The following is a 15622-nucleotide window of genomic DNA, read 5'->3' on the forward strand; positions in this document are numbered from 1 at the left end:
CAGTCAATTCGCAACGCATGCTTTTTTACAAATCTCCCTGAATTCGCCTGAATCCAGAGAGGCCCCGCCGATCAGAGCGCCATCAACATCTTGTTGTGCAAACAGCTCTGCAGCATTGGCAGCTTTAACACTGCCACCGTAAAGTATTCTTGTTTTCATTCCGGGTTCGCCCAACTGCTGACGAATTTCCCGATGTATTTCCTGTGCCTGTTCCGCGGTGGCAGTTTTGCCTGTACCTATCGCCCAGACTGGTTCGTAGGCTATCACTCCATTGCACACGGATTCCAGACCCGCTCGCTCCAATACTGCGTCTAATTGGGCCGCAATCACCGCCAGGGTCTTTCCGGACGCCCTCTGTTCAAGGGTTTCGCCGACACATAGCACCGGAATCAAACCGCTGCGCTGGCTGGCAACAAACTTCTCCGCTACCTGCCTGTCCTTCTCTCCGAACAGACTGCGACGTTCAGAATGACCAACGAGCACATAGCGACACCCGATATCCAGCAACATGTCTGCTGCAACTTCACCGGTAAAGGCACCAGCCTGATACTCGGAAACATTCTGGGCGCCCACGTCGATACCGGAACCACAGAGTGTAGATACCACTTGTGGGAGATAAACATAAGGTGGGAAAACGGCCACTTCAGCTGTTGTGCTAATCCCCGACAACCCGTCCAGAAGAAGGTCAATCGCTTCACGACTGCCATTCATTTTCCAGTTGCCTGCCACCAATGGACGTCGCATGTTAGGGTTTTCCCGACCCTGAAAAGGGGCGCAATCTTAGCGGAGTTGCAGAAAACATACAACCAGTCAGCACGGCTAAATACCGGCCCTGGAAACCCATGGGCCGCACAGGGTGCCTCATCAGGGATCGCAGAGGATCAATCGCTCTTTCGCGCAGTAAACTAGCCAATCTCTTTTTCAACCACGGCGGCAATCTGTTTTACCAGTGTAGCTACCTGCTGATCGTCCTCTCCCTCGACCATCACCCTCACCAAAGGCTCGGTTCCCGAGGGCCGGAGCAATACACGGCCTCGTTCTGCCAACTCCGACTCCGCAGCCACCACAGCTTGCTGAATCGCAGGGAAATCCTCCAGATTAAATTTCTGCTTGATCCGCACATTGATCATTTTCTGAGGATATTTTTGCATGCCTTTTTTGAGTGCGTTCAGAGGCGTATCTGTGTCACGCATCGCATGCAATACCTGCAGTGCCGCCACTACCCCATCACCGGTTGTGGTGAGATCACTGCAAATAATGTGGCCGGAGCTCTCGCCCCCCAGCTGCCATTTGCGCTCACGCATTGCCTCAATGACATAGCGATCACCCACGTTGGCGCGATAGAACGGTATACCGAGCTCCTTGAGCGAAAGCTCCATGCCCAGGTTGCTCATCAAGGTTCCGGCAACACCGCTGCATTCGCCGCGCTGGTGACGATGCTTTGCAATCACAAAAAGCAATTCATCGCCATCCACCATATGCCCCTTGTGATCTACAAACATCACTCGATCACCATCGCCATCAAACGCGATGCCCATATCCGCCTTCTCGCTGATAACAGCATCCTGTAACAAGGCGGGACGCGTGGAACCACAGTCCTCATTGATATTAAAACCATCCGGATCCACCGCCATTTCTACAACTTCTGCGCCCAGTTCCCTGAACACACTGGGTCCGGTGTGGTAGGTGGCTCCATTGGCGCAGTCCACAACAATTTTCAAACCCTGAAAGTCACTGCCCGATGGCAGAGTGCCTTTGCAGAACTCGATATAGCGACCGACCGCATCGGGAACCCGGTGCGCCTTACCTAATTTGAGGGAGTCCTCGGTCACCAGCGGCTTGTCCATATAGCTTTCAATAGCCAGCTCCACTTCATCGGGCAACTTGAAACCATCACCGCCAAAAAATTTTATTCCGTTATCGTAGTAAGGATTGTGGGACGCACTGATGACAATGCCCGCCTGGGCCCGAAAAGTCCGGGTCAAATAGGCAATGGCGGGGGTCGGCATCGGACCTAACAGTGCCACATCGACACCGGCAGCAATCAGCCCTGCCTGTAGTGCGGACTCAAACATATAGCCCGACACCCGGGTATCCTTGCCCATAACAATCAGTTTTCGCCCACCAGCTTGTGAACTGAAAACTTTGCCCGCAGCCCAACCCAGTTTTAGCACAAAATCTGCTGTAATCGGATGCACACCGACGCGCCCGCGAATACCATCTGTACCAAAATACATTCTTGCCATGTTTTATCCCTCAACAGCTTGCAATATTTTAAGTGCGTCGGCGGTCGCCGATATATCATGTACCCGCAGCACTTTTACACCTCGCCGGATTGCCAGCATGCCGAGCGCAACACTGCCCACCATGCGCTCTTCCACCGGCTTGTCCAGAATAGCCCCGACCAAAGATTTTCGCGACACCCCCACGATCACCGGAAATCCCAGATCCACCAACTCCGGCAAGGATCTGAACAATATTAAATTGTGTTGCAGGGTTTTACCGAAACCAAAGCCCGGGTCAATCAGAATTTTGCTTCGAGGAATACCTGCCGCCTCGCAGGTGGCAGCCCTCTCCAACAAAAACGCCTTTACATCGGCAGTTATATCCACATATCCGGGATCCAGTTGCATCTGTTGTGGCTCCCCCAACATATGCATCAGACAGACTGGCAAACCACTGGTAGCGGCGGCAGTCAACGCTCCGGGGCGTCGAAGTGCGCGAACATCATTGATCATTGAGGCGCCGGCACGAGCCGCCTCACTAATGACAGAGGGCGTACTGGTATCGACTGAAACAGGCACATCGAACCGACTGACTATCGCTTCAACCACTGGCAGAACACGCGCCAACTCTTCTTCAGATGAAACCGGTTCGGCGCCAGGTCGAGTGGACTCCCCCCCTACGTCAATCAGGTGAGCCCCTTCTGAAAGCATTAAATCAACACGGTTGAGAACCCGGGAGAGATCGGGCTGGCGATTGCCAGTGTAAAACGTGCCACCATCGGAAAACGAATCCGGTGTGACATTCAATACCGCCATGATTTTCGGTAGAGAAAAGTCCATAAACGAATGAGTGAGATCTGTCATTCAACCTTACTCATCAACAGAGGAAAGAAAAACTCAGGATACCTTGCCACCGACTCAAAAAATTTGACGGTACAGTCCCCGGCCCATTAAGGGCGGGGCTGTCGAACCATCAATGTTCTTCGGCGGGACCTCCGACAACTCCGGGTTTACCAGAATCATCCGCAGGCGGCGGATCACCGGGAGCGGGTTTGCCACCAAAATCGTCGTCACGCCAGTCATGGGGCGGGCGAACCGGCTTGCGAGCCATGAGATCATCGACCTGCTCCACATCAATTGTTTCATACTCCATCAGGGCATCTTTCATGGAATGCAGTACATCGATGTTGTCTTCGAGAATTTTTTTCGCACGTTCATAGCAATTATCGAGTACCTGACGCACTTCAACATCGATCTCACGGGCAGTCTCTTCCGAGTAGGTTGTATTGCCGGCACCCGGAATCTGCGATTCCTCCGTGCCATACAAAACCGGCCCCATCTTGTCGGATAAACCCCAACGTACCACCATGTTACGGGCCATCTGTGTAGCCCGTTCGATATCGTTCGATGCCCCGGTAGTCACACCGTCAGCCCCGTGAACAAGCTGTTCAGCGATACGGCCACCAAAGAGACTGCAAAGCTGGCTTTCCAACTGGCGGCGGCTCATGCTGTATTTGTCTTCTTCCGGCAGAAACTGGGTGACACCGAGCGCACGACCGCGGGGGATAATACTGACTTTATGGATCGGATCGTGCTCAGGCATCATGCGCCCGACAATGGCATGACCTGCCTCATGATAGGCCGTATTTTCTTTCTCTTTTTCGGACATGACCATGGAGCGCCGCTCGGCACCCATCATGATCTTGTCACGGGCTTTCTCGAATTCTTCCATGGTCACAGTGCGCTTGTTGGCGCGTGCTGCAAACAATGATGCCTCGTTTACAAGGTTGGCGAGGTCGGCCCCCGAAAAACCGGGAGTGCCTCTGGCCACAATGCCCAAATCAGCGCGTTCGTCCAAAGGAACTTTGCGGCCATGCACTTTGAGAATCTGCTCGCGACCACGGATATCGGGCAAGCTCACATAGACCTGGCGGTCAAAACGACCGGGGCGCAACAGTGCTTTATCCAGCACATCGGGCCGGTTAGTGGCGGCTATGACGATCACGCCTTCGTTGCCTTCAAAGCCATCCATTTCAACCAACAGTTGGTTGAGAGTCTGTTCACGCTCATCGTTACCACCGCCATAACCACCACCGCGATGACGACCAACGGCATCGATTTCATCAATAAAAATAATACAGGGCGACTGCTTCTTGGCCTGCTCGAACATATCACGCACCCGCGAAGCGCCTACCCCGACAAACATTTCGACAAAATCAGAGCCCGAGATGGAAAAGAACGGAACCTTGGCTTCACCGGCAATCGCCTTAGCCAGTAGTGTCTTACCCGTCCCCGGCGGACCCACCATCAAAACACCCTGGGGAATGCGGCCACCAAGACGCTGGAAACGGGATGGATCGCGGAGAAAATCCACCAGTTCGTGCACATCTTCCTTAGCCTCGTCCACACCGGCCACATCGGCAAATGTGGTTTTAATCTGATCCTCACCCAGCAGGCGCGCCTTACTCTTGCCGAAAGCCATCGGGCCACCACGACCACCGGCACCGCCCTGCATCTGACGCATGAAAAACATGAAAATAGCGAGAATCAAAAGAATCGGAAAGGACGCTACCAGTAACTGCACCCAAAGACTCTGTTTTTCGGGCTCCCGACCTTCGACACTGACATTGTTATTGAGCAGGTCACTCATCAAACCCGAGTCGGGAACGTTGGGGCGTATCGTTTTGAAGGCGCTGCCATCAGCACGTTTGCCCTCGACCGTCAGACCCTCAATGACGACACTGCTGACACGACCGGATTGCACCTCTTCGATAAAAGCAGAATAGCTGATGCTGTCTTCTTTAGGGGGTGGGTTGAAATTCTGGAATACCGACAATAACACTGCCGCAATAATCAACCACAATACAAGATTCTTTGCCATGTCGTTCAACTGAACTTCCTCATTTTAGCGCCACCGGTTTCTATTCTACCGGCCATTTGAGCGCAGTGGTAACCGGGAGGGATGGCCCATACCGGCTGATGTTGTTTAGTCCGAGACCTTAAGCCCCCGGGCAACCAGATAAACTTCACGGGATCGGGAACGGGACGCATCGGGTTTTCGTGTGACCACCTGCTGGAAACGCCGTTTTACATCACGCAAAAAGTCGTCGAAACCTTCACCATGAAAAACTTTGGCAACAAAAACCCCTTCAGGTTTCAATATTTGACAGGCCAATTCAAGCGCCAACTCTATCAGATACATTGCCTTGGGTTGATCAACAGCCTTCATACCACTCATATTGGGGGCCATATCCGAAATTACAAGGTCGGCCTGTTGACCCTCAAGCAACTCCAGAATTTCATCGAGTACGGATTCTTCGGTAAAATCCCCCTCGACGAAGTCGACGCCGGCAATACTGTCCATGGGCAGAATATCCGAGGCAATAACACGGCCCTTGTCGCCAACCAGTGTTACAGCTACCTGAGACCAACCGCCAGGAGCTGCACCCAGATCAACCACGGTCATCCCGGGCTTAAACAAACGATCTTTTTTGTGTAACTCCAGCAGTTTATAGCTGGCACGGGAACGATAGCCATCTTGCTGGGCACGTTTTACATAGTGATCGCTATTGTGTTCCTGCAACCAGCGCTGACTACTTTTTGACCGGCCCATATCAACCTGTTATCAGTTCGGCTAGAATACGCGCCGTTTTAGAGGACAACCATTCTATGACAATTTCCAATGATGACAAAAAGCATCTGCGACGCCTGGGGCACAAACTGAACCCGGTGGTCACCGTTGCCGCAAAAGGCCTCACCGAATCAGTTATCGCAGAAATTGACCGCGCACTCAATGACCATGAGCTCATCAAAGTGAAACTTGCTGTGGACGACCGCGAGGTAAAGCAGACAATCATTGAAACCCTAACGGATACGCTGGGGGCAGAGGTGGTTCAAACCATTGGGCATATTGTGCTCCTGCTGAGAAGAGCAGAACAACCCAATCGGCATTTATCCAATCTGTTGCGGTTGCCTTCGTCCCGGCAGTGAGCAATGCGGCGTTCGGCATCAGGTATGCCGAACATCATCAAGCTCATATTCCACGTCACCGGCCGGTGTTTTAACGACCACAATGTCACCAACTTCCTTGCCTATCATCGCGCGGACGATCGGTGACTGGTAAGAAATCATGTTCAACTTTACGTCCGATTCATCATCGCCAACAATCTTGTAGGTCACGCGCTCCTCGGTATCCAGGTTGATCAGATCCACAGTGCAGCCAAAAATCACTTTATCACCCTGTGGAATCTTCTTGATATCAATAATCTGGGCGTTGCTCAGCTTGCTTTCTATTTCCTGTATACGCCCTTCGGCAAAACTCTGCTGCTCCCGAGCGGCATGATATTCTGCGTTTTCCTTTAAATCACCGTGTGCACGGGCCTCTGCTATGGCCGCAACAATCCGGGGACGCTCTACTTTTTTCAGGTTATCCAGTTCCTGGCGAAGTTTTGCCGCGCCTTCAACTGTCATGGGTATCTTTTGCATTACTGATTCCTCTCGTGCAATTCCTGCAACCGACGGACTTTAATTTCTCCACTCTGTTCAAGGGCCATACAGACCGCCTGACCACCAGCGAGTGTTGTTGTGTAATACACCCCCCGCTGCTCCGCACTGGATCGTATGGTAGAGGAGTCGGCAATCGCCTGGCGACCCTCTGTGGTATTGACGATCAGGCTGATTTGATCATTTTTGATCATATCCACGATATGAGGACGCCCCTGTTTCACTTTATTGACCCGTTCAACCGGCAACCCTGCATCTTCAATCACCTGGGCGGTTCCACTGGTGGCCACCAGATTGAACCCGCTATTGATCAGGCTGCGAGCCACCGCCGCAATCCCGGCTTTGTCCGGCTCCCGAACACTGAGGAAGGCAGTTCCCGAAGTCGGAATCGGATCACTGGCACCCAGTTCCGCCTTGGCATAGGCTTCCGCGAACGTATCGCCTACACCCATCACTTCCCCGGTGGACTTCATCTCCGGTCCAAGAATGGGATCAATGCCGGGAAATTTATTGAACGGTAAGACCGCTTCTTTGACACTGAAATAATCGGGGATAATCTCGGTAGTAAAATTTTGCTCCGCCAGCGATACACCCACCATACAACGTGCCGCCACTTTTGCCAGCGATGTCCCGATACATTTTGAGACAAACGGTACGGTGCGGGAGGCCCGCGGATTGACTTCAATCACGTAGACCTTGCCATCCTGCCACGCCAACTGGACGTTCATAAGCCCCTTGACATTCAGCTCCACGGCCATTGCCTTGACCGTTTCGCGCATTTCATCTTGTACATCATCAGGCAAACTGTAGGGCGGCAACGCACAGGCAGAGTCACCCGAGTGAATACCCGCCTGCTCAATATGCTGCATGATGGCACCAATCACCACGTGCTCACCATCCGAGACAGCATCGATGTCTACTTCTACCGCCGAAGAAAGGAAGTAATCAAGTAGTACCGGAGCGTCTTCAGAGACCCTCACTGCTTGATTCATATAGCGTTGCAGCTCTTCCTCCCGATAGACAATTTCCATAGCACGCCCACCGAGCACATAGGACGGCCTGACGACCAGCGGATAACCGATCCCGGCAGCTGCGGCAATCGCTTCCTCAGCAGAGCGGACAATGGCATTGGCCGGCTGCAATAATCCCAACTTGTGAATCATCTGCTGGAATCGTTCACGATCTTCTGCCCGGTCGATGGCATCGGGGGTGGTACCGATAATGGGCACACCCTGTGCCTCCAGTGCGCGTGCCAGTTTCAGCGGCGTCTGCCCTCCAAACTGCACGATCACACCGACCGGCTTTTCAATCCGCACTATTTCCAGCACATCCTCGAGGGTGACAGGCTCGAAATAGAGACGGTCCGAAGTATCGTAATCCGTTGATACCGTCTCGGGGTTACAGTTGATCATGATCGTTTCGTAACCGTCCTCACGCATGGCCAGCGCCGCGTGCACACAACAGTAATCAAACTCAATGCCTTGGCCAATACGGTTGGGACCACCACCCAGAACCAGAATTTTATTGCGGTCTGAAGGCTGTGATTCACACTCCTCTTCATAGCTGGAGTACATATACGCCGTAGCGGTGGCGAACTCTGCAGCACAGGTATCCACCCGCTTATAAACCGGGTGGATGTTCAGGGCTCTACGCCTCTCGCACACGGCGGTCTCCGAACTGTTGAGCAGGCTCGCCAGCCGAATATCGGAAAAGCCTTTGCGTTTAAGGGCATACAACTGGTCGGCATCAAGACTCCCCAGTGTCCGGCCCTCCAATTTTTGCTCTTCCCTGATCAAATCTTCAATCTGCGCCAGAAACCAGGGGTCAATAGCGCAGAGATCAAACACGTCATCCACGGACATGCCAGCGCGAAACGCATCACCCACGAACCAGATACGCTCTGCGCCCGGATCACTGAGCTGCTCCCGCAACTCATTCAGGCCCTCGTCAGTATTGACATCCACCTTGGGTTCAAATCCGGCAGACCCGACCTCCAGGCCACGGAGTGCTTTTTGGAGGGATTCCTGAAAAGTACGGCCAATCGCCATGACCTCGCCCACCGACTTCATCTGCGTGGTCAGTTTGGCATTGGCTGCACTGAATTTCTCAAAGGCAAAACGGGGAATCTTGGTGACCACATAGTCGATACTGGGCTCAAAGGAAGCCGGGGTGGCACCCCCCGTAATATCGTTCTGCAACTCATCCAGGGTATATCCCACCGCCAGTTTCGCCGCCACCTTGGCAATCGGGAAGCCCGTCGCCTTGGAGGCCAGGGCAGAGGAACGCGACACCCTGGGGTTCATTTCAATCACCACCAACCGACCGTCCACCGGGTTCACGGCAAACTGTACGTTGGAGCCACCGGTCTCCACGCCAATTTCCCGCAACACCGCGATGGAAGCGTTGCGCATGATCTGATATTCCTTGTCGGTGAGGGTCTGGGCCGGGGCTACGGTAATTGAATCACCGGTATGTACACCCATGGGGTCCAGATTTTCGATGGAACAGATGATGATGCAGTTGTCATTCCTGTCCCGCACCACTTCCATTTCGTATTCTTTCCAGCCAATAAGGGACTCGTCAATCAGGAGTTCCTTGGTGGGAGAGAGGTCCAGCCCCCGGCGACAGATTTCTTCAAACTCTTCGCGGTTATAGGCAATACCACCACCCGAACCACCCATAGTGAAGGACGGACGAATAATACAGGGGTAACCGAACTGGTCCGGCACCTGTAGTGCCTCCTCAAGGCTGTGCACGATAACGGCCTTGGGCGTTGCCAGCCCGATTGCCTTCATGGCTTTGTCAAAACGATTGCGATCCTCGGCCTTATCGATAGCATCCTGATCAGCCCCGATCATATCGACACCAAATTTCTCGAGCACACCTTCGCGAGCCAGATCCAGGGCACAATTGAGTGCAGTCTGCCCGCCCATTGTGGGCAGCAGAGCATCGGGACGCTCCTGCTCAATAATTTTGGCCACGGTCCGCCATTCCACAGGCTCGATGTAGGTCGCATCCGCCATGGACGGATCCGTCATGATCGTCGCCGGATTCGAGTTCACCAGAATCACCCGATAACCCTCTTCTCGCAGGGCTTTACAGGCCTGTGCACCCGAGTAATCAAACTCGCAGGCCTGCCCGATAACAATGGGGCCGGCGCCGAGGATCAGGATACTTTTAAGATCGGTTCTTTTTGGCATAAATTATCGTCAGTATGGCAATTGTCGTTAGCTTGGACTACCTGCTGGACGCAATGCAGGTCACAACCACTTAGCAGTAACCAGGAGCGACTGTGGCTCTCCGCTTACCTGGATTCGTGCACTAGCCCTTGGTCTGCCTGGCCCGGATCAGCTCAAAAAAAAGATCGAACAGTGGCGCAGCGTCATGGGGACCAGGGCTGGCTTCCGGGTGCCCCTGAAAACTGAAGGCCGGCCTGTCAGTGCGGTGCAGGCCCTGCAATGATCCATCGAACAATGATCGGTGGGTTGCACGCAGATTGTCGGGTAATGTCTGTTCGTCCACCGCGAAGCCGTGGTTCTGACTGGTAATCAATACCAGCCCGTCATCAAGACTTCTCACCGGATGATTGGCACCGTGGTGGCCAAATTTCATTTTTACAGTTCTCGCACCGCTGGCCAGGGCCAACAGCTGGTGACCCAGGCAAATACCAAACACCGGGATATCGTAGTCGAGAATATCGCGAATGGCCCGGATGGCATAATCGCAGGGTTCCGGGTCGCCGGGGCCGTTCGAGAGAAACACACCGTCCGGGTTCATGGCCAACACCTCGGCGGCAGGTGTCTCCGCAGGGACCACCGTCAAATTGGCGCCACGATCCACCAGCATACGCAGAATATTTCGCTTCGTGCCGAAATCGTAGGCAACAACATTGTAGGGTTTTTCCGAGGGGACTGAACAACCCTGTCCGAGTCGCCAGGTACCCTCCCGCCAAAGGTAGGATTTTGCGGTCGTCACTTCCCGGGCCAGATCCATGCCCTTTAGACCAGCAAAACTTCTTGCCGAAGACAAGGCCTTTGCCTGATCGACAGAACCCGCCATCAGACAACCATTCTGGGCACCCTTCTCCCGCAGAATTCGCGTCAGTTTGCGAGTATCTATATTGGCAATACCGAGAATGTTATTTGCCTTCAGATAGGCGTCGAGCGATTGACGGGACCGAAAATTACTTGCCATCAACGGCAAATCCCGGATTACCAAGCCCGCAGCCCAGATCCGGTCAGACTCGTTGTCCTCATCATTGACACCGGTATTACCAATGTGTGGGTAGGTCAGTGTCACGATCTGGCGGGCATAGGAGGGATCAGTGAGAATTTCCTGGTATCCCGTCAATGCTGTATTGAATACCACCTCACCACTGGAAACACCCTCCGCACCAATGGCAATGCCTTCGAAAACAGTGCCATCCTCAAGTGCAAGAATGGCGGACCGATGGCTATCGGTATTCAAAGCAACCTCCTCAAATTACCGGGAATCCAGAACTGCAGGAATTGCCCGTATCAAAAACTAACCCATTGATTTCAATGATATCAGGCTGCAAAAAAGCGAGATGAAACCGTACGTCTCACCTCGCTTTCAAATCATTCAATCGCGCTTTTCACCTGTGTCTTTGCAGGGCGTTTCACATCAGCAGAAACTAGCTCGATATTCTAGGCAAGAGGCATGCCGATGTCCAGTGCTAATCCGTTTCCAAGCGGCTGGTCGGGGGCAAAAAAACCGGGTGCACACTGGAGATTGGCAAGCTAACAACAGAAGAGCGAAGTCTCCGCTTGATTGGCACACCGTCTATTTCAACCCCAAGACATCCTGCATATCGAACAGGCCGGTTTGTTTTTCCTGTAGCCAGCCAGCGGCGCGAACGGCACCGCGGGCAAACGACATACGACTCGAGGCTTTGTGGGTAATTTCCACTCGCTCCCCTTCAGCCGCAAACATCACCGTGTGGTCGCCAACAATATCACCGGCCCGGACAGTGGCAAAACCGATGGTCTGCCGATCACGCGCACCCGTCTGCCCCTCGCGACCGTAGACGGCAACTTCACTCAGATCACGACCCAGTGCACTGGCGACCACATCCCCCATACTCAGTGCAGTACCTGAGGGGGCATCAACCTTATGGCGGTGGTGGGCCTCGTAAATCTCAATATCGACTTCATCACCCAGCACGCTGGCCGCCATATCCAGCAATTTGAAACACAAATTTACGCCGGTACTGAAGTTGGATGCCATACACAAGGCAGTGCGGTCCGCATGGGAAATCAGTTGAGCGCGCTGCTCCGGGGTAAAACCGGTGGTACCTATCACCATTTTGCGACCACTGGCGGCACAGGCCTCGACATTCACAAGTGTGGCATCGGGGGCGGTGAAATCGATCAGCACATCAAATTGTTCCAGTGCCTGACGGATATCACCGAGCACCTTGACACCATTGGAACCGACACCCGCCAGCTCACCGGCATCAACCCCTATCAGGGAACTGCCAGGCCGCTCCAAGGCAACCGTGAGCTGCATAGAGGGATTCAGAGTGACCGCTTCAATCAGCGCCTTTCCCATACGCCCGGCAGCGCCGGTAACTGCTATTCGCGTCATTGATATATCTCATGGTGATGGCACAGGTGACCTGAAGGAGGTCACATGCGCAGATAATCACTATATCGTAAAGCCATCAAAGAATTTTTTCACACCTTCAAACCAGGACGCTCTTTTGGGTGAGTGCTTGCCTTTTTCAAGACTTTCCTGGAGCTGGCGCAACAATTCTTTCTGTTCGGCATTGAGATTCACCGGGGTCTCGAGGACAACCCGGCACAGGAGATCTCCGGGACCACCACCGCGCACGCTGGCAACGCCCTTGCCCCGCAGACGAAAGACTCGATCAGTCTGAGTTTCAGGCGGAATTTTTAATTTCACCCGGCCATCCAGCGTCGGCACCTCAATTTCTCCACCCAGAATGGCATCCACAATACTGATCGGCACCTCGCAATACAGGTTTCTACCCTCACGCTTGAACAGCGAGTGCTCGCGAACGTGGATCTGAACGTAAAGATCGCCCGGAGGACCACCTTCCGGCCCGGCCTCGCCTTCACCCGCCAGACGAATGCGGTCACCGGTATCAACACCGGCAGGAACCTTGACAGACAGCGTCTTGCTTTCCTGTACGCGACCCTGACCATGGCAAACGCCACAGGGATCAGAAATAACCTGACCACGACCGCGACAGGTCGGGCAGGTCTGCTGAACAGCAATGAAACCCTGCGACATACGCACCTGGCCATGACCACCGCAAGTACCACAAGTGGTTGGCGTACTGCCTTTTTTGGCACCGGAGCCGTCGCAGGTTTTACAATTGACCAGAGTGGGCACCCTGATCTGGACCGTTTTACCTTTTACCGCATCTTCGAGGTCGAGCTGCATATCATAGCGCAGGTCTGAACCCCGCATAGGACCGCCCCTGCCGCGGCCACCACCGCCGAAAATATCGCCGAAAACATCGCCGAAAATATCGCTGAAACCACCGAACCCGGGGCCACCCTGACCACCGCCAAATCCGGCATTGGGATCCACCCCAGCATGACCGTATTGATCATAGGCCGCTTTCTTCTCTTTATCGGAAAGCACCTCATAGGCCTCGGTAGCCTCCTTGAATACATCTTCCGCCGCCTTGTTGTCCGGATTCCGATCCGGGTGATTTTTCATCGCAATCCGGCGGTAGGCTTTTTTAACTTCGTCAGCGGAGGCGTTTTTGGCAACACCGAGAATTTCGTAATAATCGCGTTTGGCCATTGCGTTTCAACTTCTCTGGTTGGGTTTACTGCCAGAGGCAGTAATTATCATGTTGTCCGGTGCACTGCCTTGGCAGCACACCGGACACGGCAAGGCGCGGACTGGAAACCGCGCCTGCTTTCGGCACTGGCATGCCGGGCATTCCAAGTAAGACAAGCCTTACTTGTTTTTGTCGTCTTTCACTTCTTCGAATTCAGCATCCACTGCGTCATCAGACGTGCTACCCTCGGCCGACTCTGCCCCCTCAGGTTGAGCCTCAGCCTGTTCGGCGTAAAGTTTCTGTGCCAGCGCAGCAGAGGCCTCGGAAAGCGTGTTCGCGGCGGCATCGATCCCCTCCTTGTCATCACTTTTGACGGCATCTTCCACGCCTTTGATAGCAGACTCAATCGCCTCTTTCTCTTCAGCGCTGGCCTTGTCGCCCGCTTCTTCCAGCGTTTTTCTGGCGGCATGGGCCAGGCCGTCCGCAGCATTGCGGGAACTCACCAGCTCTTCAAATCTCTTGTCCTCGGCGGCATTTGCCTCGGCATCCTTGACCATGTTGTCGATTTCGTCATCGGAGAGGCCAGAGGACGCTTTGATGATAATGGACTGCTCTTTGCCGGTAGCCTTGTCCTTGGCACTGACATTGAGAATGCCGTTCGCATCAAGGTCAAAAGTCACCTCAATCTGAGGCATGCCGCGAGGTGCCGGGGGAATGTCAGCCAGGTCAAAACGGCCCAATGACTTATTGCCGGCTGCCTGCTTGCGCTCACCCTGTACGACGTGAACCGTTACTGCTTGCTGGTTATCATCCGCCGTGGAAAAGATTTGCGATTTTTTCGTCGGAATCGTGGTATTTTTCTCGATCAGAGGTGTCGCCACACCACCCATGGTTTCAATACCCAGGGTCAGGGGTGTCACATCCAGCAACAGCACATCCTTTACATCACCAGACATGACTGCAGCCTGAATTGCAGCACCAACGGCAACAGCTTCGTCGGGGTTAACATCCTTGCGCGGCTCTTTACCAAAGAATTCAGTGACATATTTTTGTACCAGCGGCATCCGGGTTTGACCGCCCACCAGAATCACATCATCAATTTCCGAGGCGGATTTACCGGCGTCTTTCAGTGCCACTTTCACCGGCTCCATGGAGCGGGCAACCAGCTCTTCCACCAGAGACTCGAGTTTGGAGCGAGTCAACTTGACCACCAGGTGTTTCGGACCGGTAGCATCGGCAGTAATGTAGGGTAAATTCACTTCAGTTTGCTGACTGGACGACAGCTCAATCTTGGCTTTTTCCGCAGCCTCTTTGAGACGTTGTAGCGCAAGCGGATCGCTGTGCAGGTCTATGCCGCTGTCCTTTTTGAACTCGGCGGCCAGGTACTCGATCAATCGCAGGTCAAAATCTTCACCCCCGAGGAATGTGTCACCATTCGTGGACAGCACTTCAAACTGATGCTCACCATCCACATCGGCAATCTCGATTATCGAGATATCAAAGGTACCGCCACCCAGATCGAAGACTGCCACAACGCGATCACCTGGATCGCGGTCCATGCCGTAGGCAAGCGCAGCCGCAGTGGGCTCATTGATGATGCGCTTGACATCAAGACCTGCGATCCGACCGGCATCCTTGGTTGCCTGCCGTTGGGAGTCATTAAAATAAGCCGGCACTGTGATGACAGCTTCAGTAACTTTCTCGCCCAGATAATCTTCAGCCGTCTTCTTCATTTTTTTCAGCACTTCGGCTGAAATCTGCGGCGGCGCTTTTTTGTCACCTTTCACTTCCACCCAGGCATCACCATTGTCCGCCTTGACAATTTTGTAAGGCACCATCTTGATGTCTTTCTGCACGACATCATCATCAAAACGACGACCAATTAGCCGCTTGACGGCGAACAGGGTATTACTGGGATTAGTCACTGCCTGGCGTTTGGCTGACTGGCCCACCAGGATTTCATTGTCTTCGGCAAATGCGACGATTGAAGGCGTGGTACGCGTTCCCTCGGCATTTTCGATCACTTTCGGCTTGTCGCCCTCAAGTACAGCCACACAAGAGTTAGTGGTGCCGAGGTCAATTCCGATTATCTTGCCCATTATCTGTTTCTCCGGGT

12 protein-coding genes are annotated in these 15622 nt (G+C 53.6%); 1 reads left to right on the forward strand and 11 read right to left on the reverse strand.

What is annotated here, in order from left to right:
- Positions 1-3: 3 nt before the first annotated feature.
- The 5 genes from tpiA to rlmE form a co-directional block, all read right to left on the reverse strand.
- A complete protein-coding gene (tpiA, locus tag AACZ64_RS06890) occupies positions 4-744 on the reverse strand; it encodes a triose-phosphate isomerase (RefSeq protein ID WP_293614762.1) in 741 nt (246 codons plus the stop codon).
- A 161-nt stretch (positions 745-905) separates the two neighbouring features.
- Positions 906-2246, reverse strand: coding sequence for a phosphoglucosamine mutase (glmM, locus tag AACZ64_RS06895; protein WP_293614763.1), 1341 nt, complete (start codon positions 2244-2246; stop codon positions 906-908).
- A gap of 3 nt (positions 2247-2249) precedes the next feature.
- Positions 2250-3089 carry a dihydropteroate synthase gene (gene folP / locus AACZ64_RS06900; protein ID WP_293614764.1) on the reverse strand — a complete coding sequence of 280 codons (840 nt, stop codon included), beginning with the start codon at positions 3087-3089 and terminating at the stop codon, positions 2250-2252.
- Positions 3090-3198: 109 nt separating this feature from the next.
- Complete coding sequence (ftsH, locus tag AACZ64_RS06905; RefSeq protein WP_293614765.1) at positions 3199-5106, reverse strand: ATP-dependent zinc metalloprotease FtsH; 1908 nt, start codon at positions 5104-5106, stop codon at positions 3199-3201.
- A 105-nt stretch (positions 5107-5211) separates the two neighbouring features.
- Positions 5212-5838, reverse strand: coding sequence for a 23S rRNA (uridine(2552)-2'-O)-methyltransferase RlmE (gene rlmE / locus AACZ64_RS06910; protein ID WP_293614766.1), 627 nt, complete (start codon positions 5836-5838; stop codon positions 5212-5214).
- A 56-nt stretch (positions 5839-5894) separates the two neighbouring features.
- On the opposite strand from rlmE, the gene yhbY reads away from it, so the two are divergent.
- Entirely contained in the window at positions 5895-6215 is a 321-nt protein-coding gene (gene yhbY, locus AACZ64_RS06915) for a ribosome assembly RNA-binding protein YhbY (RefSeq protein ID WP_293614767.1), read from the forward strand.
- An 18-nt stretch (positions 6216-6233) separates the two neighbouring features.
- Here the strand turns inward: yhbY and greA are convergent, their stop codons facing one another.
- The 6 genes from greA to dnaK all read right to left on the reverse strand — a co-directional run bounded on the left by greA (position 6234) and on the right by dnaK (position 15605).
- Positions 6234-6710, reverse strand: coding sequence for a transcription elongation factor GreA (gene greA / locus AACZ64_RS06920; RefSeq protein ID WP_036859453.1), 477 nt, complete (start codon positions 6708-6710; stop codon positions 6234-6236).
- Positions 6710-9928: a carbamoyl-phosphate synthase large subunit gene (carB, locus tag AACZ64_RS06925; protein WP_293614768.1), complete on the reverse strand. Its 3219-nt coding sequence runs from the start codon at positions 9926-9928 to the stop codon at positions 6710-6712. Before carB ends, greA begins: the two co-directional genes overlap by 1 nt.
- A 121-nt stretch (positions 9929-10049) precedes the next feature.
- Positions 10050-11195 carry a glutamine-hydrolyzing carbamoyl-phosphate synthase small subunit gene (gene carA, locus AACZ64_RS06930; protein ID WP_293614769.1) on the reverse strand — a complete coding sequence of 382 codons (1146 nt, stop codon included), beginning with the start codon at positions 11193-11195 and terminating at the stop codon, positions 10050-10052.
- A gap of 336 nt (positions 11196-11531) precedes the next feature.
- Positions 11532-12335 carry a 4-hydroxy-tetrahydrodipicolinate reductase gene (dapB, locus tag AACZ64_RS06935; protein ID WP_293614770.1) on the reverse strand — a complete coding sequence of 268 codons (804 nt, stop codon included), beginning with the start codon at positions 12333-12335 and terminating at the stop codon, positions 11532-11534.
- Between the two features lie 60 nt (positions 12336-12395).
- A complete protein-coding gene (gene dnaJ, locus AACZ64_RS06940) occupies positions 12396-13526 on the reverse strand; it encodes a molecular chaperone DnaJ (protein ID WP_272993722.1) in 1131 nt (376 codons plus the stop codon).
- Between the two features lie 159 nt (positions 13527-13685).
- Entirely contained in the window at positions 13686-15605 is a 1920-nt protein-coding gene (dnaK, locus tag AACZ64_RS06945) for a molecular chaperone DnaK (RefSeq protein ID WP_339639811.1), read from the reverse strand.
- Between the last annotated feature and the right edge of the window lie 17 nt (positions 15606-15622).

The sequence above is a fragment of the uncultured Porticoccus sp. genome, assembly GCF_963975625.1.
GTDB lineage: Bacteria > Pseudomonadota > Gammaproteobacteria > Pseudomonadales > Porticoccaceae > Porticoccus.